Origin of the sequence: Nocardia amikacinitolerans NBRC 108937 (assembly GCF_001612615.1) — a bacterium.
Classification (GTDB): Bacteria; Actinomycetota; Actinomycetes; order Mycobacteriales; family Mycobacteriaceae; genus Nocardia; species Nocardia amikacinitolerans.
On the sequence record NZ_BDAU01000003.1, the window covers coordinates 1 to 20,807 of the forward strand.

At 70.2% G+C, this 20,807-nt stretch carries 17 protein-coding genes and 1 pseudogene; 8 read left to right on the forward strand and 10 right to left on the reverse strand.

Translation table 11 applies throughout. The features are described 5' to 3' along the window. A pseudogene (locus NAM01S_RS03390) lies at nucleotides 1-580 on the reverse strand (urocanate hydratase); the annotation flags it as partial. After that, nucleotides 577-2,148 (reverse strand): histidine ammonia-lyase, encoded by a 1,572-nt coding sequence (gene hutH, locus NAM01S_RS03395; protein WP_067779394.1) that lies wholly within the window; start codon nucleotides 2,146-2,148, stop codon nucleotides 577-579. The pseudogene NAM01S_RS03390 and the gene hutH, both read right to left, overlap by 4 nt. 87 nt (nucleotides 2,149-2,235) lie before the next feature. On the opposite strand from hutH, the gene NAM01S_RS03400 reads away from it, so the two are divergent. Then, a complete protein-coding gene (locus tag NAM01S_RS03400; RefSeq protein WP_067779090.1) occupies nucleotides 2,236-3,018 on the forward strand; it encodes an IclR family transcriptional regulator in 783 nt (260 codons plus the stop codon). Nucleotides 3,019-3,024: 6 nt separating this feature from the next. On the opposite strand, the gene NAM01S_RS03405 is transcribed toward NAM01S_RS03400, so the two are convergent. The 3 genes from NAM01S_RS03405 to NAM01S_RS03415 all read right to left on the reverse strand — a co-directional run bounded on the left by NAM01S_RS03405 (nucleotide 3,025) and on the right by NAM01S_RS03415 (nucleotide 6,313). Next, the gene (locus NAM01S_RS03405) at nucleotides 3,025-3,750 is read right to left on the reverse strand and encodes a ferritin-like domain-containing protein (RefSeq protein ID WP_067779093.1); all 726 of its coding nucleotides are present in this window, start codon (nucleotides 3,748-3,750) and stop codon (nucleotides 3,025-3,027) included. A gap of 72 nt (nucleotides 3,751-3,822) precedes the next feature. Then, entirely contained in the window at nucleotides 3,823-4,611 is a 789-nt protein-coding gene (locus tag NAM01S_RS03410) for an SAM-dependent methyltransferase (RefSeq protein ID WP_067779096.1), read from the reverse strand. Nucleotides 4,612-4,765: 154 nt separating this feature from the next. Then, nucleotides 4,766-6,313, reverse strand: a complete 1,548-nt coding sequence (locus NAM01S_RS03415) for a phytoene desaturase family protein (protein WP_067779099.1) — start codon at nucleotides 6,311-6,313, stop codon at nucleotides 4,766-4,768. 288 nt (nucleotides 6,314-6,601) lie between these two features. Here NAM01S_RS03415 and NAM01S_RS03420 point away from each other — a divergent pair, with 288 nt between their 5' ends. Genes NAM01S_RS03420 through NAM01S_RS03440 form a run of 5 tightly spaced genes read left to right on the forward strand, consistent with a single transcriptional unit; the run spans nucleotide 6,602 to nucleotide 13,734 of the window. Then, nucleotides 6,602-7,096 (forward strand): hypothetical protein, encoded by a 495-nt coding sequence (locus tag NAM01S_RS03420; RefSeq protein WP_067779103.1) that lies wholly within the window; start codon nucleotides 6,602-6,604, stop codon nucleotides 7,094-7,096. Next, nucleotides 7,096-8,472, forward strand: a complete 1,377-nt coding sequence (locus tag NAM01S_RS03425; RefSeq protein ID WP_067779397.1) for a hypothetical protein — start codon at nucleotides 7,096-7,098, stop codon at nucleotides 8,470-8,472. The genes NAM01S_RS03420 and NAM01S_RS03425 overlap by 1 nt, the downstream gene beginning before the upstream one ends. After that, complete coding sequence (locus NAM01S_RS03430) at nucleotides 8,469-9,824, forward strand: VWA domain-containing protein (protein WP_067779106.1); 1,356 nt, start codon at nucleotides 8,469-8,471, stop codon at nucleotides 9,822-9,824. Before NAM01S_RS03425 ends, NAM01S_RS03430 begins: the two co-directional genes overlap by 4 nt. 14 nt (nucleotides 9,825-9,838) lie before the next feature. Continuing rightward, nucleotides 9,839-10,954: an ATP-binding protein gene (locus tag NAM01S_RS03435; protein ID WP_067779109.1), complete on the forward strand. Its 1,116-nt coding sequence runs from the start codon at nucleotides 9,839-9,841 to the stop codon at nucleotides 10,952-10,954. After that, a complete protein-coding gene (locus tag NAM01S_RS03440) occupies nucleotides 10,951-13,734 on the forward strand; it encodes a DUF5682 family protein (protein WP_067779112.1) in 2,784 nt (927 codons plus the stop codon). The genes NAM01S_RS03435 and NAM01S_RS03440 overlap by 4 nt, the downstream gene beginning before the upstream one ends. Before the next feature lie 233 nt (nucleotides 13,735-13,967). Here the strand turns inward: NAM01S_RS03440 and NAM01S_RS36070 are convergent, their stop codons facing one another. The 3 genes from NAM01S_RS36070 to NAM01S_RS03455 all read right to left on the reverse strand — a co-directional run bounded on the left by NAM01S_RS36070 (nucleotide 13,968) and on the right by NAM01S_RS03455 (nucleotide 17,423). After that, a complete protein-coding gene (locus NAM01S_RS36070) occupies nucleotides 13,968-16,187 on the reverse strand; it encodes a serine/threonine-protein kinase (RefSeq protein ID WP_067779115.1) in 2,220 nt (739 codons plus the stop codon). A 69-nt stretch (nucleotides 16,188-16,256) separates the two neighbouring features. Beyond that, on the reverse strand, nucleotides 16,257-16,682 hold the full coding sequence (locus NAM01S_RS03450; RefSeq protein WP_067779118.1) for a hypothetical protein: 426 nt from the start codon (nucleotides 16,680-16,682) through the stop codon (nucleotides 16,257-16,259). A gap of 120 nt (nucleotides 16,683-16,802) precedes the next feature. After that, nucleotides 16,803-17,423, reverse strand: coding sequence for a TetR/AcrR family transcriptional regulator (locus NAM01S_RS03455; protein ID WP_067779121.1), 621 nt, complete (start codon nucleotides 17,421-17,423; stop codon nucleotides 16,803-16,805). Between the two features lie 60 nt (nucleotides 17,424-17,483). Here NAM01S_RS03455 and NAM01S_RS03460 point away from each other — a divergent pair, with 60 nt between their 5' ends. After that, nucleotides 17,484-18,740: an oxygenase MpaB family protein gene (locus NAM01S_RS03460; protein WP_067779124.1), complete on the forward strand. Its 1,257-nt coding sequence runs from the start codon at nucleotides 17,484-17,486 to the stop codon at nucleotides 18,738-18,740. Between the two features lie 21 nt (nucleotides 18,741-18,761). On the opposite strand, the gene NAM01S_RS03465 is transcribed toward NAM01S_RS03460, so the two are convergent. Together NAM01S_RS03465 and fabG are read right to left on the reverse strand one after the other, a co-directional pair. Then, nucleotides 18,762-19,214, reverse strand: a complete 453-nt coding sequence (locus tag NAM01S_RS03465; protein WP_067779126.1) for a MaoC family dehydratase — start codon at nucleotides 19,212-19,214, stop codon at nucleotides 18,762-18,764. A 15-nt stretch (nucleotides 19,215-19,229) separates the two neighbouring features. Continuing rightward, on the reverse strand, nucleotides 19,230-19,991 hold the full coding sequence (gene fabG / locus NAM01S_RS03470; RefSeq protein WP_067779129.1) for a 3-oxoacyl-ACP reductase FabG: 762 nt from the start codon (nucleotides 19,989-19,991) through the stop codon (nucleotides 19,230-19,232). Nucleotides 19,992-20,104: 113 nt separating this feature from the next. Between fabG and NAM01S_RS03475 the strand changes: the two genes are divergently transcribed. Next, entirely contained in the window at nucleotides 20,105-20,722 is a 618-nt protein-coding gene (locus tag NAM01S_RS03475) for a TetR/AcrR family transcriptional regulator (RefSeq protein ID WP_067779132.1), read from the forward strand. The last annotated feature ends 85 nt before the right edge of the window (nucleotides 20,723-20,807 follow it).

Below are 20,807 nucleotides of genomic sequence, written 5' to 3' on the forward strand. Positions count from 1 at the left end.
ATTCGACGATCAACGCCGCGCCGCCGTTCATGGTGACCGCCAGCGGTTGCGCGCCACCCATTCCGCCGAGACCGGCGCTGAGCGTCAGCGTGCCGGCGAGCGTGCCGCCGAACCGCTTGTCGGCGATGGCGGCGAAGGTCTCGTAGGTGCCCTGCAAGATGCCCTGGGTACCGATGTAGATCCAGGAACCCGCCGTCATCTGGCCGTACATGGTCAGTCCGAGCGCCTCGAGCCTGCGGAACTCCGGCCAGTTCGCCCAGTCCCCCACCAGGTTCGAGTTCGCGATCAGCACCCGGGGCGCCCACTCGTGTGTGCGCAGCACGCCGACCGGCTTGCCCGACTGGACCAGCAATGTCTCGTCGGGCGCGAGGGTGGTCAGGGTGCGGGTGATGGCGTCGAAACTGGCCCAGTCCCTGGCCGCTTTTCCGGTGCCGCCGTAGACGACCAGGTCCTGCGGGCGTTCGGCGACCTCGGGGTCGAGGTTGTTGTGCAGCATGCGCAGCGCGGCCTCGGTCTGCCACGTGCGGGCCGTCCGGCGGGTGCCGCGCGCGGCCCGCACGGTCGGGTGCTCCGTTGTCATGACTGCCTCCGTTCGCCGGACGCCGGGTCCTCGGCCACCTGCGGGGCGACCGCCCGCAGCAGCGCACCGTCGCGGATCAGGTCCGCGGCGGCCGCGATCTCGGGGGCCATGTGCCGGTCCGGACCCGGCCCATCGACCCTGGTGCGCAACAGCGCGACCGCGGCGGCGGTGGCGGGCGCAGGGCGCAGCGGGGCGCGCAGATCGAGGGCGCGGGCCGCGGTGAGGTACTCGACGGCGAGGACGGTGGTCAGCCCGCTCACCGCGGCGCGCAGTTTGCGCCCGGCCGACCAGCCCATCGACACGTGGTCCTCCTGCATGGCGCTGCTCGGGATGGAATCCACCGAGGCGGGGACCGCGATCCGCTTCAGTTCGGCGACCACGGCCGCCTGGGTGTACTGGGCGATCATGTGCCCGGAGTCGACGCCGGGGTCCGCGGCGAGGAACGCCGGAAGTCCGTGGGAGCGAGCGACATCCAGCATGCGATCGGTGCGGCGTTCGGCCATGCTCGCGACGTCGGCGATCGGGATGGCCAGGAAGTCGAGCACGTAGGCCAGCGGCGCGCCGTGGAAATTGCCGTTGGATTCCAGGCGGCCGTCGGCGAGCACGACCGGATTGTCGATGGTGGCGGCGAGCTCTCGGTCGGCCACCGTCTCCGCGTGCGCGACGGTGTCGCGGGCGGCGCCGTGCACCTGCGGCGCGCAGCGCAGCGAGTAGGCGTCCTGGACCCGATGGCATTCGCGGTGACTGGCCACGATCTCGGAACCGGCGAGCGCGGCTCGCATGCGCGCCGCCGCGTACGCCTGACCCGGATGAGGACGCAACGCTTGCAGGTCGCCCGCGAAGACGCGATCGGTGCCGAGCAGCGCCTCCACGCTCATGGCGGCGGTGATGTCGGCGACGTCCAGCAGCCGGTGCAGGTCGGCGAGGGCGAGCACCAGCATGCCGAGCATGCCGTCGGTGCCGTTGGTGAGGGCGAGCCCTTCCTTCTCCGCCAGGATGACGGGCGTTATTCCGTTGTCGTGCAACGCCTTTTCCGCGTCCACCACGTTTCCCGCGGCGTCGGTCACGGTGCCTTCGCCCATGAGCGCGAGCGCGACAGCGGCCAGCGGCGCCAGATCGCCGGAGCAGCCGAGCGAGCCGAACTCGTGCACCACGGGCGTGATGCCCGCGTTCAACAGGGCGGCCAGCGTGCGCGCGGTCTCCGGGTGGGCCCCGGTGTAGCCGGAGGCGAGAGTGCGCAGCCGCAACACCATCTGCGCGCGCACCACCTCCCGTTCGACCGCGTCGCCCGCACCCGCCGCGTGTGAGCGGATGAGCGACCGCTGCAACGCGGCGCGGCGCGACGGCGGGATGTGGCGAATCGCCAGCGCGCCGAATCCGGTGGAGACGCCGTAGGTCGCGGTCGATGCTTCCGCCAAGGCGTCGACGTGCTGACGGGCGGCGATCAGCCGCCGCTCGGCGGCCGCGCTCAGGCTCACCCTGGCGCCGCCGCGCGCGACCGCGACGACCTGCGCCCTGGTCAGCGGCCCGTCGATCGCCACGGTCGGCTGCTGCGCGATATCCGGCATGGCTTCCATTCCACAACCGCGACGGCCGGTGGAGAATGAGGCCACGCCGGATTCGGTCTGATATCCCAGACAAGCCGAGGAGGCACCGTGGGCGCGAGCAGCGACATCCCCGCACTGCGGCGCGGGCTCGCGGTGCTTCGGCTACTCGCGGGCCGACCCGGTCCGGTGTCGGCGGCCGCCATCGCCCGCGAGCTCGGGCTGCCCCGCTCGTCCACCTATCACCTGCTCGCCGAGCTGACCCAGGCCCGTTTCGTCACGCACCTGCCCGCCGAGCGCCGCTACGGTCTCGGCATCGCCGCGTTCGAGCTCGGCGCCGCCTATCTCCGGCACGATCCACTAGAGCGCCTCGCCGGGCCGCTGCTACGCGAACTCGTCGAGCAGGTCGGCCACAACGCGCACCTGGGCGTGTTGCACGGCAACGAACTGCTGTACCTCGTCAAGGAGCGCCCGGCGCGACCGGAAACCCTGGTCACCGACGTCGGCGTCCGGCTGCCCGCGCACCTGACCGCCTCGGGTCGCGCCATCCTCGCGCACCTGCCCGCCGCGCACGTGCGCGCCCTCTTCCCCACCGCCGCGTCCTTCGTGACCCGCACCGACCGCGGTCCCGCCGGTCTCGCCGCGTTGCGCCGCGTCCTCGCCGAGGAACGCCGACGCGGCTGGGCCTGCGAAGACGGCCACGTCACCCCCGGCTTCGCCTCCGTCGCCTATCCCGTCTTCGACCACGACCACCACCCCATCGCCGCCATCAGCGTCACCCTCCGGCACCACTGCGCCCAGCAACCCTGCGACGCCGACTGGACCGCGCTGGCCGCCCGCGTCCGCGCCACCGCCGACACCCTCACCGTCCGAATCGGCGGCCGCACCGAATAGTCCGCATCACCGTCGGCCGCGGAGGACCGTCGGCACGATCGTCGCGAAGAGCGCCAGCGTCTCGCGCACGAATTCACCTCGGGGGCAACCTAGTTCGCGCAGCGCGGGACCGTGGTCGTGGGCGACGACGAGGGTCGCTCCGACCAGCACGGTCCACCAGAAGGCGCGAACGACGACGCGGGTCGGCAGACGCGCGTCCGCGAACGCCGCGCGGAGCCGCTGGGTGTGGAAGGGCACGTGCCGACGTTCGTCGTCGAGGATCAGCGTGGCGACGCGGGTGGTGAGCGGATCGTCGACGCCGTCGCGCAGCGCCCGGTAGTACTGCAACGCGACGACTTCGGCGACCATCAGCACCATCAGTTCGAGGCGCAGACCCAGCGCGCGGCGCAGCCGCACGAACACGGCGTCGGTCCAGTGGTGCTGGATGGTCGGTCGGCCTGCCGCACGAAGCAGGTGAGCGAGAAGTCGGGCGTGGTTGCGTTCCTCGTCGACGAACAACCGGACCGCCGCGGTATAGACCGGATCACCGGCGCGTTCCGCCTTGGCGACGAGGTCCGCGCCGTCGCCGCTCTCGCCGACCTGGAAGCGCTGCACACTGCGCACGATCGCGGGGTGCAGGCGGGCGCCGCGACTCCAATCCGGATCGCCCGCCGCCGCTCTGGCGCGCGCCTTGGCCTCGAATTCCCCCACCCACCGGACGAATTCGATCGTTGCGAGCTGTTCGATCACCATGCAGGCCACCCTAGGAACGAGTTGCGCCGGTTCCCGGGTGAGCCGGTGGAGATTTCGTGTGGATGCCGACCGTCACGGCTTGCGGCCGACACCGCCCCACGCCGAGGCGCCGCGCACGCCCTCGGCGGCGTCGTCGGTGTGCCAGTGGTTGATCGGCACCACGCCGGGTTCGACGAGCTCCAGTCCGTCGAAGATGCCGGTGATCTCGGCGGAGCTGCGCGGGATGTACGGCACCCCACCGGTTTTGGCGTAGTTCTCGCACATTCGCACGTACGCCTTGTCGTCGGTGGCTCCGTCGTAGAGCGCGAGGTAGCTGCCCGAGGGCACACCGTCCATCATGGTGTTCACCACGCGCCGCACCTGGTCGTAGCTGCGCGCGTGCCCGAGCACGCCGATGTACATGATCGCGATCGGCTTGCTGAAGTTCAGCACGTGGCGCGCGTCGGCCAGGATCATCTCTGGGTCGTTGAAATCGGCCTCCAGATAGGTTGTCACGCCCTCGTCGGTGGTGTTGACCAGCAGCGCCCTGGCGTGTGCGAGGACGAGCGGATCGTTGTCCACGTAGACGATTCGGGAGTCGGGGGCGGCGGACTGCGCGACCTCGTGCGTGTTCTGCATGGTCGGCAGTCCGGTGCCGATGTCGAGGAACTGCCGGACGCCCGCTTCCGCCGCCAGATACCGCACCACCCTGATCAGGAACTGCCTCGACTGCATGGCCAGTGTCTTGATCTCGGGATACCCGGCGACAGCGGCTTCGCCGGCTAGCCGATCCGCCTCGTAGTAGTCGCGGCCACCCAGCCAGTAGTTCCAGATTCGCGCCGAATGCGGGACGTCGGTACGGATGGGGCGCTTGTCTGCCATGGTGGCTCCTGAGCAAAAACGGCTGCGTCGCGGTGACTGTACAGCCGATCGTGTTGCGGTATCCGATGGTTCGCTGATGTGGCGCTGGGAACGGTGATCACGGGCAGCTCGGCAAGGATCGCTGGAAAATATCCGGCGGGCGCGTCCGGGCGTGTCACGACTCGAGGACGGCGCGCGCGGCATTGTGTCCGGGGATGCCGCTGACGCCGCCGCCGCGCACCGCGCCGGCGCCGCACAGGAAGACGTTGCGCACCCCGGTCGCGACGCCCCAGCGCGCGGCGGGATCGGTCACGTCGTCGTCCAAGCGATAGGGAAAAGCCAAATCGCGGTGGAAGATATGACCGCCGGGCAGTCCCACCTCGCGCTCCAGGTCGAGCGGGGACTTCACCTCCAGGCAGGGCGCGCCGTCGGCGTCCTGCGCCAAGCAATCCGCGATGGGCTCGGCGAGCACCCGATCCAGTTGCGCGAGCATGGCTTTCGCGACTGCGTCACGGGCCGCGTCAGGTTCGTTCTGGAAAAGCCGTGCGGGAGTGTGTAATCCGAAGAGGGTCAGGGTGTGCATGCCGCGAGCCGCGGCGTCGGCGGACAGGATCGACGGGTCGGTCAGGGTGTGGCAGTAGATCTCCGACGGCGGCGACGACGGGATCCGCCCGGCCTCCGCTTCGCGATAGGACTGCTCCAGTCGCGCATACGATTCGGCGATGTGGAAGGTACCGGCGAAGGCCTCGGCGGGATCGACCGCGGTGTCCCGTAGTCGCGGCAGCCGCCGCAGCACCATGTTCAACTTCATTTGGGAGCCTTCGGGTTTCGGCTCCTCGGGCGTGCCGAGCAGGCGTGACAGCTCGTGCGGCGCGGCGTTCACCAGAACGTGCCGCGCGCCGACCGCACCACCTTCGTAGCGCACCTCCGCGGCGAGGCCGTCGCTGTCGACGCCGGTCACCGCGCAGTCCGTGACCAGTTCGGCCCCCGCGGCGCGCGCCGCGTCCGCCAGCGCGTCGGTGAGTGCGCCCATACCGCCCACCGGCACATCCCAGTCGCCGGTGCCGCCGCCGATCACGTGGTAGAGAAAGCAGCGGTTCTGCCGCAGCGAGGGGTCGTGCGCGTGGGTGAAGGTGCCGATCAGCGCGTCGGTGAACACCACACCGCGCACGGTGTCGTCGGCGAAGGTCGCCTCGATCGTCTCGCCGAGCGGCCGTTCGAAGATCGCGTCCCACAGCGCGTCGTCCGCGACGACGCCCCGCAGCTCGGTACGGGTCGGCAGCGGTTCGGTCAGGGTGGGAAAAACCCGCCGCGCCATCCGTCCGGTGCTCGCGTAGAACCGCTGCCACGCGGTGAAATCACGGTCCGAGCCGGTGAGGCGTTCGAAGCTCGCCCTGGTGCGCGCCTCGGATCCGGTGTCGACGAGCAGCCCGCCGTCGCCCACCGGCGTGTAGGAGGAGATCCGCCTGCGCCGAGTCCGGAACCGGAGGTCCAGGTCGCGCACGATGCTCGCGGGCAGCAGGCTGACCAGGTACGAATACCGGGAAACCCGAGCGTCGACGCCGGGGAACAGGCGTTCCGACACCGCCGCGCCGCCCGTGTGCGACTGCCGCTCGAGCAGCAGCACCGAGCGGCCCGCCCGCGCCAGATACGCGGCGGCGACCAAGCCGTTGTGGCCGCCGCCGACGACGACGACATCGTAGGAACTGCGCGTCGGTGTCATCCGTCCTCGATACCACGGCCGCGCCGCGTGCGGGCGCGACGACGCGCCGTCGGGCCGCCTCGCCGACGCCCCGATCCCGGCCGGTGTGCCGCTCTCCGCCGGTGCCGATCCGGTCGAGCACAGCGTCGCCCAGCGGGAGACTAACAGGCCATACCGACAACTTCGACGATGCCGAAACCGACTGTGGAACAGAGGTTTTCGCTATTCACAAGATCGAAAATCGACGCCGGAACTTGTCGGTGGGTTCGCGTAGGTTTTCGGTCATGAAGAGAAGCGGGAGGGAACGCGATGGACTCGGGTGACCGCGAATGGGAGCGGGCGGCGGTGGTGCAGACGCTGCCCGTCGTCGCGCCGCGCAAACTGGCCAAGGTGCCCTTCGTCGAGATGGCGGACGGGCGGTTGCAGGGCGTGGTGTCGAGCGGATCGGATATCGCGCGGGTGTACGTCTCGTCGGTGTCGGCGAAGACGCACGGACTCAGCTGTAGCACCAACAACAATCGGCCGTGCGGCGGGCTGCGCGGAGCCTATCCGTGCAAGCACATCGACGCGCTGCTCGACGAGGCGGTCGTGCAGTACGGCGCCGAACAGGTCGCCCGCTATCTGGGGGTGGAGATCACCGACGGTACGAGCCTGCGTGCCGCGCTGAACTGCACGCACCTACCCGCGCCCGCCGCCGTCGTATTCAGCCGCTTCCTGCGCCATCTCGCGTATCTGGAGCTGCCGGGCGGCACCGCGCCGATCCCGGAGTTGCAGTGGTTTCCCGCGACGGGGGTGAGCCGCTGATGCTCGGCGTACATGTGGCCGAACTGCTCGAGCCGCCGCCCGGAGTGGCGGAAGCGCTCGATGTGGTGACCGGATTCGACACCGCGCTGGTCCACGGATTCGCGCGGCTCACCGACGAACACACCGCGGCGCTGGCGAACCTCGCCGCCGCGCTCGGCGGATCCCCGCTCGGACCGGCGATCGCCGAGGCGGTCGGGAAACTCGGCGCGGGCTCCATCGGCCCCGAGGAGCTGTCGGCGCTGGCAGGCGGGCGCGCCGCATTGCTCGGCGCCGTCCACGACGCCCTGCTGGACCGGGTGGACACCGCGCTGGGGCGGGAACGTGCCGCGTGGGAGCAGCCGGAGCCGCCGCACACACCGCACAACCTGGCGGCGGGCAGCCGCTCCTGGTTGCAGGAGGTCGCCATCACCGGATGGCGCGGCGTCGACCACGACCTCGTCTCGGCCGCCGACCAGACGGTCGAAGCGCTGCTCGCCGAACCGGCCCTGCGCAGGCTCGCGGTCCTGCTCGACGGTCTGACGGCCGAGCTGCGCGCGGGCTCGCCGGTGGCGACACTGGACCGGCTGCCCGCCCGGCGCTGGGCGGACCTTTGGGCGCGTGCGCTGCTGTTGTCTTGGCGCACAGGCGGTTTCGCCGAGACTACGGCGGTCTCGGGGCGGCTGCTTCCGCTGGGCGTCGACGTGCACGAGCACGGCACGGCGGTGCAGGTTCAGCTGTACGCGCTGCTGGAGACGGCGGGCGGCCGGACGCGACGGGTGCGGGTCAGCATCGCCGCCGCCAAGGTCGACACGATCGTCGGCCCCGCGATCTGGCAGCTGTTCACCGAGCACCCGCAGCTGCTCAAAGCGATCGCCGAGCGGCTGAGCCTCGATATCGACGGCATGCCGATGACCGCGGCAGGCGACCTGATCTGGCACGACGAGTCGGCTCGCCTCGGCGCGAGCGCCGATCCGTTCGCAACGGCCCGCGTCGGCCTGGCCGGCGCGCTGGCCCCGGCCACTCCCCCGCTGGATCGCGATCCCGTGCACCTGGCCGAACCGGTGCTGGTGGAGGGCTACAAGGTCAAGGACGGCGCCATCGAGCTGGACGGGCACCGCCTCACCCTCGAACTGGACCGGCTGCCGACCTGCGGCCCGCTGACACCCGCCGCGGTCAACGGCTCCTCGACCTGCCTCGGCCTGCTGCGCTGGGACGCCGGACGGTGGTCGCTGCGCCCGCTCGCGGTGCGCAAGAAGACCAAAGGCGTCGAGGTCGACGTGCACGGCGGCGACTGGGCCTGCGGCGTGACGGACCCGAAAGCGGCCAAATCGCAAGCGAAGTCGGGCGACGCGGTCGCGGTGCTCAGGGAACGAGCGGGACGGCTGCTGAGAAAATGACCGACAGCAACGAGACTCGACGGCAGATCCTCTACTGGCGGCTGCTCGCGGGCATTTTCGACAGCGAGGCGCAGCCCGCGCTGGAGACGTCGAGCGTCGCGATCGTCGACGACCTCGGCCTCCCCGCGGCGCTGCTCGACCCCGGTGTCTCGGTCGACAACGTGGTGCAACGCTTTCCCGAGCTGGCGAACGAGTTCGACGGACTCGGCGCACACGTGCGGGCGGCCGAATCGACGGAGACCGCCAAGGAATCGGCCGAGCAGAACGCGGACGAGACCCCGGCGGGAACCGATGCCGATCCGGCCATCGGCTCCGGCGAGGTGCGTTCGGCCGCCTTGGTTTCCAAGCTGTTGCTGAACGTCTTCGCGACCGGCGGCGGCACTGTCAGCGCGACCCAGCTGGCGGGCTGGCAGCGCGATGCGGGCTGGTTGCGGCGCATGCTCGGCGAGGACTGCGGCGCGGAGGTGCGCACCGTGCTCGGCGATCTCGAGGCCGACCTGGTCTCGCGGATGCGGCTGCGCGAGGTGCTCGCCGACCCCGCGCTCTCGGCCCAGCTGACGCCGAGCATGTCGCTGATCGAACAGCTGCTGCGCGACAAGACGAATCTGTCGGGTGTCGCGCTGGCCAACGCCAAGTCGCTCATCCGTCGTTACGTCGATCAGGTCGCGGAGGTGCTGCGCACCCAGGTGCAGCAGACCACCGCGGGCACCGTCGACCGCTCGGTGCCGCCGAAGCGCATCCTGCGCAATCTGGATGTGGACCGGACGATCTGGAAGAACCTCACCAACTGGAATCCGGACGACGAGCGCCTCTACGTGGATCGGCTGTTCTATCGGCAGACCGCCAAGCGCACCGTGCCCGCCAGGATGATCGTGGTGGTCGACCAGTCCGGTTCGATGGTCGACTCGATGGTGAACTGCACCATCCTCGCCTCGATCTTCGCCGGACTGCCCAAGGTCGACGTGCACCTCATCGCCTACGACACCCGTGCCATCGACCTGACGCCGTGGGTGCACGACCCGTTCGAGGTGCTGCTGCGCACCAACCTCGGCGGCGGCAACGACGGCCCCGTCGCCATGGCGATGGCCCAGCCGAAGATCGTCGACCCGACCAACACCGTGCTGGTGTGGATTTCGGACTTCTACGAGTTCGACCGCTCCCAGCCGCTGTACGAGAGCATGCAGGCCGTGCACCGCAACGGGGTGAAGCTCATCCCCGTCGGCTCGGTGAACAGCTCCGGGCAGCAGAGCGTGAATCCCTGGTTCCGGGAACGCTTCAAGGCCATGGGCACCCCGGTGATCTCGGGCCGCATCCAGAAACTCGTGTTCGAACTCAAGAACTTTCTCGACTAGGAGACCTCGCAACCATGACCGACACCGCGCTGCGCGCCCCCGCCGAAATCAAGTACGCCGAGGAGCTGGACTGGCTCGAGTCGATCGACGACGGCCCCAAGCCGTTCGCCTGGCGGCTGAGCCCGAAGATGGTGCGGCTGTTCATCCTCGGCTCCGAGCGCGCCGACGGCCTGGACCGCCAGATCGACCAGAAGTGGTTCGGCGACCGTAGTTTCGTCGAGCGCAGCATCGTCACGCTGGCCTCCGACCGAGGACTGCTGCTGATCGGTGATCCCGGTACCGGCAAGAGCTGGCTGGCCGAGCTGCTCTCCGCGGCCATCAGCCGCAACTCCACGCTCGTCGTGCAGGGCACAGCGGGCACCACCGAGGACCACATCAAGTACTCGTGGAACATCTCCATGGTCATCGCCAAGGGGCAGTCGAGGGAGTCGATGATCCCGTCGCCGATCATGACCGCGATGGAGCAGGGCGTGATCGGCCGCTTCGAGGAGCTGACCCGCTCGACCAGCGACGTGCAGGACGCGCTCATCTCGATCCTGTCCGAGAAGTACGTCTCCATCCCGGAGCTCGACGACGACAACGTCGTGTTCGCCAAGCCGGGCTTCTCCATCATCGCCACCGCCAACAGTCGCGACCGCGGCGTGAACGACCTCTCCTCGGCGCTCAAGCGGCGCTTCAACTTCGTGCGCATCCCGGTCGTGACCAACAAGCGCAGCGAGGCCGAGATCGTGCGCTTCCGCACCGCCGAGCTGCTGCGCAGGCACCAGATCGAGCTGGAGCTGCCGCCCACGCTGCTCGACATCCTGCTCGACAGCTTCGCCGATCTTCGCTCCGCGGCCGCCGCCGCGACCAGCGACGACGAGAAGCTGGAGTCGGCGCTGTCGACCGCCGAACAGATCGGCGTGCTGGAGGACGCGATCCTGCACAGCCAGTTCTTCGGCGACCGCACGCTGCGCGCGGAGACCCTCGCGGGGTCGCTGGTCGGCTCGCTGGCCCGGCGGGCGCCGGAGGACCTGGCGATCCTCAACAAGTTCTGGCACGGCGTGGTGGAACCGCGCAGCAAGGACGCGGGCGGGGACTGGTCGCAGTTCCTCGAGGGCGGCCGTGCCGCGATCGCGAGGCTCTCGTGACCGGTCCGTTCGGCGCGCTGCGCGAGCAATTGGCCACGGCCGCGGAACGATTCGCGGCCGAACCGGGCGCGGTCGCGGAGATCCTCGCGGGCATCGTCGACGACGTCGATCGCGCGCTCGCGGTCGAGCTCGAGATCTTCCCGGTCTGCCACCATTCGCCCGCCTCGGCTCTGGCGATGGTGCGGCGGCTGCACGAGAAGCGGCCCAGGGTCGTCTACCTGGAGCTGTGCGAGGATCTGCGGCCGATCCTGGACGAGCTGCGCAATTGCAGGCTGCCGGTGGCGGTGCAGGCGTGGGCCGGCGAACTCGACGGGTTCCCGGCCGCGTGGGCGCCGCTGTCGGTGGTCGCGCCGATCACCGAGGCGTCGGCGGAATACCAGGCCATCGCCTACGCGCTCGACACCCCCGGCGTCGAACTCGTGCTCGTCGACCGCTCCAGCGACCACGTATTCCAGTGGGCGCCGGACCGCGACGCACCGAAGGGCGACGCGTCCGCCGAGGAAGCGCCCGCGCCCGCCGAGGGCGGTGCGCTGCACGGGGACGCGGTCGGCATCGAGATCGGCGATCTGCGACCGCGTTTCGCCGAACTCGAGGAACACCTGCTGCACCACGGCAAGGTGCGGCACTGGTCGGAGTGGTGGGACCAGTACGTCGAGCAACCGCTGGCAGGCGCCGACTACGACACCTACCGCCAGGTCATGGTGCTCATCGGCAGCCTGTTCCGTCGCCTGCGCCGCACCGGCGGCGAGGAGGACGAGAACCGCGAGCGCTACATGTGGACGCGGATGCGCGAACACTTGGACGCGACCGGCGCCGACCCGGCCGACTGCCTGTACGTGTGCGGGGCGTTCCACGCGGCCAGCCACGTCGAGCAGTTCGGGCTGCCCGCCGACATGGCGCCCTACGAGATCACGCCGCGATCGAAAACCACCTGGCAGTACGGGCTGATCCCGTCCAGCCACTCGGCCATCGAGGAGCAGTTCGGGCTGGCATCGGGGTCGGTATCGATCGCGGCGGCGACCTGGTCGAAGGGACTGCGGCGCGGCGGCGTGAAGCCGTTCCAGCTCGCTGGCCAGAAATCCGCGAGCAAGAAGACGAGCAAGCGCACTCCGCCCGTGGTGACGGCCACCGCCGTGACCGACCAGCTGTCGGGGTTCCTGTCCACGCCGCCGCGACTGGACTCGCTCGACGAGGCCGAGCTGCTCGACTGGTCGGTCGACATCGTCCGGCTGGCCCGGCGCAACGGCTATCTGGCCAGCACCGCCGACGCCATCGCGGTGTTCGAGACCTCGATCCTGTTGGCGGGCATGCGCAATCGCGCCCGCCCGACGCCGTACGACTTCCAGGACGCGGCGATCACCTGCATCGAGAAGGACCACGTACCGGGTCGCCGTGATGTGCGCAGGCTGTGCGAGATCCTGCTCGGCGGTGACCGCATCGGTCAGGTGGGCTACGCGGCGCTGCCGCCGCTCGCCCGCGACGTGCTCGACCGGCTCGCGCCGCTAGGGATCGATACCGGCAAGCGCACGGTGCAGCGTTCGCTGCTGGATCTGCGCGCCGACCCGCACCTGCGGCCGTGCTCGGATCTGCTGTGGATCCTGCGCAGGCTGCTGCCCTCGGACGCGGTGCGGCCGATCATGGGATCGCGGGCGCTCGGCGAGACCTCCATTCAGGAGAGCTGGGATCTGGCGCTCGGCAAGCACCAACGCGCGCTTGTCGAACTCGGCTACGAGGGCGTGACCATCGAGCAGGTCCTCGAGCAGCGGCTGCGCATGGCGGTGTCCGCCGCGGACGCCACGGCCGCGGTGGCGCTTGCGGCGGTGGAAGACGCCCTGGTGTACCTGAACTCGCCGCGCTTGGCCGACGAGCTCGGTCACCGCGCCGTCGAACTGCTCGCCGCCGAACGGTCGGTGGACGACGCGCCCGAGGTGCTGCGCCGAATCAGGCTGCTGCTCAACTACTTCCGGTCGACCGCGGACGGGCTTCCCGAGTGGTGCGGCCGGTTCGTCACCGCGGGCTACGCGCACTATTGCACACTGCTGCCGACCGCGTTCACCGACGAGAACACCGGCGTGCGGCCGGTCGCGGCCATGCTCGGCTTCCTGTTCGGCATGGAGAACCTGGCGCTTTCGCTCGGCTGCGACCACACCCAGCTCGAACTCGCGGTGTTGCAGTCGCACCCTGAGGCGCCCGCGAAGGTCGCGCTGCTGTGGGCGACGCGCATGCAACTCGGTCTGCTGACACTGCCGGAACTGCGCACCCGCTGCGACGAGATGCTGGCCAACCCACTCGTGGTTCCCGCCTTCCCGCACTACCTGAGCGGGTTCGTGCAAGCCATGGATCCGGTGCCGTCGTTGAAACCCTTTGTGGTGGAGCTGCTCTCGAAGGCGTTCGGCCGCCTGCCGGACAGTGTGCTGCTGCCCTGGCTGCCGAAACTGATCACCACCCTGCGCGGGCAGGCCGGTGAATTGATTCCGGCGCTCACCAGGGAGGCCGGTCGTACCTTCCCGTCCGGCCTCGCGGCGGTGGACCGCTGGACACCGCCGTGGACGGGCACACCGCAGCCGACCGTCGCACCCGCCGTCGCGGCGGCGGGCGGACCGGTCGCCGATCTGCTGTTCGCCCATCCGGCGAGCTGCGACGCGCTGGCCACGCTGCTCGGCCACGACGGTGAGTGGCAGCGCCCGGCGGAAGCTCCGCACACCGAGGTCGCGGCGCTTGTGAGTCGCCACCCGGTTGCGGCGGAGGCGCTCGCCTCGCTCGTGCCCGTCGTGGGCTGACAGCGCGAAGGGCTCCGGCCGCCAAAATCCACCACGCCGAATCCATCGGCGCGGTGGAGCTTTCGCGCTCGGCTCCCAATCCATCGGGATGCGGCGACACTTCCGGACACGACTACGACCGTGCGCCGAGTTGCCACCGGCGTTCTGCCACGGCCGCGCGTCGATGTACGCCGCACCCAGCGGTGTTCCACGCACCTACGCCGCTCGACGCCGCGTCCGGCCGCAAGCCCTTGCTACTGACCGAACTCCCGCTCGAACCACTCGAGCAACTCGCCCTCCGACTTCGGGCCCTGGTCGGGGTCGTCCTTGCTCAGCGCGCACGCGTCGACGATGAGCCGGAAATCGTCGTGCACCGCCATCAAGCAATCGCGTGCGCCGAGCACGGGGCTCTCGTCGGTGTAGCAGAAGAACCGGCCGACGGGTCCGGAAGCCTTGCGCCACACGTCGTCCGCGCCGCCGCTGCTGCCACCGCACGCGTGACCGCGCGTCTGACCAAGTGCCGCTTGATATCCCACGTTCGTCGAGCGGTCGTCGGGGAAACCGAGGAAGGAGATCGAGGGCGCACCGCGGGGAGTGCCGCAGCGGATGAACGCATCCACCATGCCACCGGGGACATCGACGTGCTTACAGGTCGCGGGCCCGAAATCGCCGGTCAGATGGTCGAGGACGCGCCGGTCGGCCGGGGTGAAGAAGTCCGGGTCGACCGTCTTGTCCTGCGGCAGGAAGTGGAAGAGGTGACGGGCGGCGACGTAATCGCGCTCGGCCTGGTCCTCGGGGCCGTCCCACACATAGATGCCCAGCGCGAGCCGATCCTCGTCGGCCACGGCGAGCACCGGCTTGGGCTTCGCGGGATCGTCGACTCGACTGGTCAGGCACGCGTCCCGCCCTGCGGGCTTGCCGTCCACCATGAGCGGACCGTCGACGCCCGGCGGATCGTTCGGGCAGTTGGTGGCGTCGTAGGCCTCGACCACGTAGTTCTTGTAGTACTCCCGCAACCAGTCGAGGCTGCTGAACCGGAACAATCGGGCGGTGGGGGCGCCGGTGCGATCGTTGGCGTCGCAGTAGACGACCGCCTCGGTGCCGACGTCCGGCTCCCGGTGCGCGCAGTTGGCGCGCTTGTAACCGACCAACCCGGCGCTCGCCACCAGATCGACGTCCGCCTGACGCAAGGCGGCGTCGTCGGCGACCGCGGCGCCCTCCTCGGGCCGCCCCGAGACCACCCACGCGGCGAGAACCGTTGCCGCCGCGAGGATTACGGCGGCGATGAGCGCTGGAACCGCCCGCCTTTCCGCCACCTGACGAAACGTCCGCTTCGACGGCTCGGGCTCCCGCCCGTCGCCGTCGCCCGCACCCGACGGTCGTTTCGGTGGTCCCGCCGACGAGTCGCCGGTTTCGTCCGTCACCCCGGCGCCGCTCCCCCCGCGGTCGCCGAGATCGGTCGCGAACGGACGCGGAGTCGCCGCCGTATCCGCGAGGTCGTCCGTCGACGCATCGGCGGTCGGCGGCGAGAACGGTCCCGGCACCTTCTCGAGCGCGCCCGTACTCGTCGCCGTATCCGGCACAACGGCTTCCGCGCCTGCGCCCATGGCGACCGCCCCGGACGCGGCTCCCTTCGGACCACGCAACGCGGCCTGCGCCGCGGCCGCGAACTCCCCCGCGCTGCCGTAGCGCGCGGCGGGCTCCTTCGCCAGCGCCCGAGCGATCACCGCGTCCATGGCGCGCGGAATCTCATCGCGAAGCCTGCTGGGCCGCGGCGGCGACTCCACCAGGTGCGCACGCATGACCTCGCCGTCGGTGTCGGCCGGGAACGGCCTGGCGCCGGTGAGGCATTCGTAGAGCACACAGCCGAGGGCGTAGATGTCCGCGGCCGGGGTGACGACGCGCGAGGTGAACCGCTCCGGCGCCATGTAGTGGAACGACCCGATCGCCGAACCGGCCCCCGTCAGCCCCTCGGCGGTACTCGAGTGCGCGATACCGAAGTCGACGAGGTAGGCGAAACCGCCGGGCGTGGTGAGGATGTTGTCCGGCTTGATGTCGCGGTGCACCAGGTCGTCGGCGTGCGCGGCGTCGAGGGCGGCCGCCACCTGCCTGATCAGCTCCACCGCGTCGGCCGGGGGCAGCGGCGCGCTGGTCCGCAGCAGGGCGCGCAGATTCTCGCCCTCGACGAGACGCATATCGATGAAGAGGTGCCCGTCGATCTCCCCGTAGTCGTGGATCGGGATGACGTGCGGCTCCTTGAGCCGGGCCGCGGCGTGCGACTCGCGGCGGAACCGCTCACGGTAGACGGGGTCCTCGGCCAGCCGCTCGGGCAGCACCTTGATGGCGACGACGCGGTCCTTGCCGGTGTCGTAGGCCTGGTACACCTCGCCCATGCCGCCGCGGCCGATCAGCCGGACCAGCCGATACGGCCCGAACTCCGAGCCGACCTCGAGTGGCCTGCGCTGGGTCGTCATATCGATCCTCCGTGACGCGAACCGCCTCCCGGACGGCCGCGCGGCTCCTCGGCCGCGCGGTACCGCGGATCAGCCGCCGAACACCGCGCACCCGTGCCCGACGTGCATACCGGTGCCGACGGGCACCGCGGTGGCGGCGGTAGTGACCTGGTCGGGAACCTGCGCCACGCTGATCGTGTGCCAGCCTGGTGTCGCGGGCACCCACTTCAGTAGCGCGACCCCGCCCGTCGGCGTCACCGTGGCGAGCGGAATCCCGTTGTCGTAGAAGGACACCGACGCGACCGGGTCGGTCACGAAGGCTTGGATCGTGTAGCCGCAGCCGGTTCCGAAATTGGTCGCGAGGCCGTAACCGAGGTCGGGTAGGACTCCGATCCCGGTGGCGGTGGCGTGCGCGCCGGGCGCCGCGGCCAGTGCGATCGCGGCGGCGCCCGCGCAGGCGCTCGCCACCACGGTGGCGCGGATCCGCCGCCGTACAGTATTGCGGTCAACGCTCATGCCTGCGCCTCGCTGGCGCTCGGCTTCGGCATGCGCGAGGCGCACTGGCACATGATTCGCTCACTGCGTTCGCTCATTCCTGTACCCCTTCCGGGACGCCGACCCCCTCCGATGGTATCGCTACCGACCCGACGGCTCGAGCCATCCGCCGATCATGGTCGCGGTTTCGGTGATCACCAGTTCACGATCGGCGGTCGCCGCGGGCCCGAGGGTGATGCGCAGTGCGGCGGCGAGGCCGGTGGTCACCATGACCAGCGCCTTCGCGTCCAGCTCGTCCTCGGGACAGGGGCCGAGCCGGTGCAGCAGATAGGCCCGGGTGAGGACGAGCAGCCTGCGTTCGAGCCCGAGCAACCCGAATCCGGGCACGGCGGCGGTCGCCGAGAGCGCGCGCACCAGCCCCTGCCGCGCCGACACCACGTCGACGATCGCTCGCAGGCTGGCCGCGACCGACTCGCGCGTGGACAGCGTCATTCCGGCCAGCACCGTCTCGGCGAAGCGCTCCTCGAGTTCGGCGAGCAGCCGATCGCGCAGCACGCCGACGATCTCGTCCTTGTCGGCGAAGTACCGGTACAGCGACCCGATGCTCATGCCCGCGTGGGCGGCGATGCGATTGGTGGAGGTGTCCGCGATGCCGCGCTCGGCGAAAAGCTGAGCGGCGGCGGTCAGGATTCGTTCCCGCGACTCCCTCGCGCGCGACTGCTTGGGCGCTTTTCGCCGGTTGAGCGCGGTATTCCCGGTCATCGACGGACCTGCCGCGAAAGCGAGTAGAAGGTGAGCATCCACTCACTTTAATGTTTCGCTATGGCTACCGACACCACGGACGAAACCGCCCCGACCGAATTCCGCTACTGGCAGCGCGTCGAGGATCCGTCGATCCAGCGGATCCGCCGAATCATGAAGCGCACCTTGCGATTCGATCCGCAACCGGCGGACGACCTGGTTCGTTCCTTCGCGGCGGCCTACTTCGAGGCCGACCCGGTGGCCGAGGCGTTCGTCGACGAGGTCTATCTCGGCGAACCGGGCCCGAAAGCGGGGCGAGCCATGCTCGACCGAGCCCTCACGCACGGCGTCGACGCGGTGCGGGACGCGCCGGAGTCGCTGCTGCGGCTGTTCGAGGAGTTCGAGACGCCGCCGCCATGGCTGGACCGCGAGCTGGTCGAACGGGGCGCGCGGGTGTTTCGCCGGTGGGGCACCTCGGTGTTCAGCTTCGCCACGACAAGCACGCTGGAGATGTACTCGGAGAGCTCGATCGCCAAACCGCTGTCCTACACGGGCGGCTACGCGGGACAGCGCGCGCACAAACGCCAGCTGGAGACCGTGCGCTTCTGGATCGATGTGTCCGAGCCCGGCGGTCTCGAGCATGGGGCGCGCGGACGGCAGACCGCCATGCGGGTGCGGATCATGCACGTGTTCATCCGGCGCAAGCTGCTGAGCAGGCCGGAGTGGCAGCGCGCGGCGTGGGGTGTGCCGATCAGCGTCGGCGACGCCACGCTCACCCTGATGGCGGGCAGCGTGGTTCCCGGACTCGCGCTGTGGAGCGCGGGTTTCCAGACCACGCGCGCGGAAATCGAAGCCACCATGCACTTCTGGCGCTACGTCGGACACTTGCTCGGCGTGCAGCCGGACTGGTACCCGACCGACCTGCGGACCGGAGCGCAGCTGATGTTCGCCGCCTTCGTCAAGCGGGCGCACACGGCGGGCGCCGATGGAGCCGAACTCGTCGAGTCCTATCTTCCCGCCTTCCGCCCGAAGCCGGAAACGCCGTGGCGCAAGCGAATCCGTGACGAGCTCAACTACCGCGCGCAGATCGGCTTCACCGGTTTCTGGCTGCCGCCCGCCACCTACGCCGCGCACGCCATGCCACGGCGCTTTCCGTGGATCCTCTACCCGATCCTGCGCACACCGGTGATCTTCGGGCTGGAGACGCTGCGCCGCACCGTTCCCGGCATGGACGACCTCGCCGACCGGTTTCAGCGCGACCGCAGAGAAGTGTGGTACCGCAACGAAGCGGGCGACCGCGCCGCCGAGTTCATCCCCGTCGAGGAATTCCGACGGTGAGCGCCCGGCGGCGCGGGGACCTCACTCCACCAGCACCGACAGCGATTCGGCGACGCACGCGGGTTTCGCGCCGCCCTCGATCTCGATGGTGACCCGCGCGCTCACCTGCGTGCCCGCGGCGATCGCCTTCGTGCCGAGCAGTTCGACGCCCGCGCGCACCCGGCTGCCGACCGGGACGGCGGCGGGAAACCGAACCTTCTCGGCGCCGTAGTTGATGCCCATCTTCAGCCCGTCCACCCGGTAGATCTGGCCGACGAGCATCGGCAGCAGCGACAGCGTCAGATAACCGTGCGCGATGGTCGCGCCGAACGGACCCGCCGCGGCCCGCTCGGGGTCGGTGTGGATCCACTGGTGATCACCGGTGGCGTCGGCGAACAAGTTCACCTGTTCCTGGGTGATGGTGTGCCACTCGCTGTAGCCGAGATGGGTACCCACCGCTTCGGCGAGTTCGGCGATGCCGTGAAAGACCTTCATCATCGATCCCTTCGCTCAGTCGGTCGGGCCGCCGGCCACGTAGATGACCTGCCCGGAGACGAATCCGGCGCCCTCGCCGACCAGGAAGGAGACCGTGTTGGCGATGTCCTCCGGCTTGCCGGTGCGCCCGACCGGGATCTGCTTGGCGGCCGCCTCGGTGAACTGCTCGAAGGTCACGCCGATCCGCTCGGCGGTGGCGGCGGTCATGTCGGTCTCGATGAAACCGGGGGCGATGGCGTTGACCGTGACGCCGAACTTGCCGAGCTCGATGGCCAGCGTCTTGGTGAAGCCCTGCAGGCCCGCCTTCGCCGCCGAGTAGTTGGCCTGGCCGCGGTTGCCGAGCGCGGAGGTGCTCGACAGGTTGACGATGCGGCCCCACTTGGCCTCGGTCATGTACTTCTGGGTGGCGCGGCTCATCAGGAACGACCCGCGCAGGTGCACGTTCATCACCGAATCCCAGTCGGCGACGCTCATCTTGAACAGCAGGTTGTCGCGGGTGATGCCCGCGTTGTTCACCAGCACCGTCGGCGCGCCGAGCTCGTCGGCGACCCGCTGCACCGCGGCGCCCGCGGACTGCTCGTCGGAGACGTCGACGCCCACCGCGAGCGCCTTGCCGCCCGCCGCCTCGATCTCCTCGACGACGGGCTTGCACGCGGCCTCGTCCAGGTCTAGGACAGCGACCGCGAAGCCGTCGGCGGCTAGCCTGCGGGCCGTGGCGGCGCCGATGCCGCGAGCGGAACCGGTGACGATGGCCGTGCGGGAAGTCGGGGCGCTCATAGTTCTCCTGACTGTCGAATGGTCCGTTTGGAGGGACACCCATAAAATACATCTCAGCCACAACGTCTCCAATGGGTGCGGCCGACCGTTCGATCGGCTGTACGATTCACCCGGTGACCACTCCCCCGCGACCCGCCGCCACTCGCTCCCCCGGACGCCCGGCTTCGGCCACCCGCGAACAGGTCATCGAACTCACCCGCCGCGCCTTCCTGGCCGGTGAGCGCGTCGACGTGCAGGCGATCGCCGCCGAGCTCGGGCTCAGCCGCGCCTCCATCTACCGCTGGTTCGGCTCGCGGGACGGCTTGCTCGGCGCGATGCTGGTGCAGGAGTACGAGCAGATGATCGCCCGCGCCGACGCGAGACGACGGTCGCGCGGCGCGGCACGCATTCTCGACGTGCTCGACCGCGTCGCGCGCTGGGAGGCGGTGAACGAGCCCTTCCGGCGCTACTTCGAGAACGAACCGATCTCGGGCCTGCGCATCCTGACCGCCAGCGACGGACCGGTCCAGCCGCGCGCGGTCGCGGCCGTCGCCGAACTCATCGCCCGCGTCGAGGAAGAGGACGGCTATCGTCCGCCGCTGGAGCGAGAGCTGTTGGCCTACACACTCGTTCGGATCGGCGAGGCCTTCCTCTACACCGACACCGCGGCGGGCATCCGCAACGACGTGGACCGGCTGCGCGAGGTGCAGTCGGTGCTGCTGGGGATCACCGCGCAGGACGGCTCCGCCTGACCGCGGCACCGAGGGCGCCGGGGTCGCGCCGAATCTCGCGCCGACAAAGCGCGGGCCGCCGCGGTCGCGGTGTGGCAATCTAACT

Bases quoted from the DNA above. Each gene is read 5' to 3' on its own strand.
- hutH (WP_067779394.1), bottom strand. From the start codon at position 2,148: ATGCCGGATATCGCGCAGCAGCCGACCGTGGCGATCGACGGGCCGCTG.
- NAM01S_RS03405 (WP_067779093.1), bottom strand. From the start codon at position 3,750: ATGGTGATCGAACAGCTCGCAACGATCGAATTCGTCCGGTGGGTGGGG.
- NAM01S_RS03410 (WP_067779096.1), bottom strand. From the start codon at position 4,611: ATGGCAGACAAGCGCCCCATCCGTACCGACGTCCCGCATTCGGCGCGA.
- NAM01S_RS03415 (WP_067779099.1), bottom strand. From the start codon at position 6,313: ATGACACCGACGCGCAGTTCCTACGATGTCGTCGTCGTCGGCGGCGGC.
- NAM01S_RS03420 (WP_067779103.1), top strand. From the start codon at position 6,602: ATGGACTCGGGTGACCGCGAATGGGAGCGGGCGGCGGTGGTGCAGACG.
- NAM01S_RS03425 (WP_067779397.1), top strand. From the start codon at position 7,096: ATGCTCGGCGTACATGTGGCCGAACTGCTCGAGCCGCCGCCCGGAGTG.
- NAM01S_RS03430 (WP_067779106.1), top strand. From the start codon at position 8,469: ATGACCGACAGCAACGAGACTCGACGGCAGATCCTCTACTGGCGGCTG.
- NAM01S_RS03435 (WP_067779109.1), top strand. From the start codon at position 9,839: ATGACCGACACCGCGCTGCGCGCCCCCGCCGAAATCAAGTACGCCGAG.
- NAM01S_RS36070 (WP_067779115.1), bottom strand. From the start codon at position 16,187: ATGACGACCCAGCGCAGGCCACTCGAGGTCGGCTCGGAGTTCGGGCCG.
- NAM01S_RS03450 (WP_067779118.1), bottom strand. From the start codon at position 16,682: ATGAGCGTTGACCGCAATACTGTACGGCGGCGGATCCGCGCCACCGTG.
- NAM01S_RS03455 (WP_067779121.1), bottom strand. From the start codon at position 17,423: ATGACCGGGAATACCGCGCTCAACCGGCGAAAAGCGCCCAAGCAGTCG.
- NAM01S_RS03460 (WP_067779124.1), top strand. From the start codon at position 17,484: ATGGCTACCGACACCACGGACGAAACCGCCCCGACCGAATTCCGCTAC.
- NAM01S_RS03465 (WP_067779126.1), bottom strand. From the start codon at position 19,214: ATGAAGGTCTTTCACGGCATCGCCGAACTCGCCGAAGCGGTGGGTACC.
- fabG (WP_067779129.1), bottom strand. From the start codon at position 19,991: ATGAGCGCCCCGACTTCCCGCACGGCCATCGTCACCGGTTCCGCTCGC.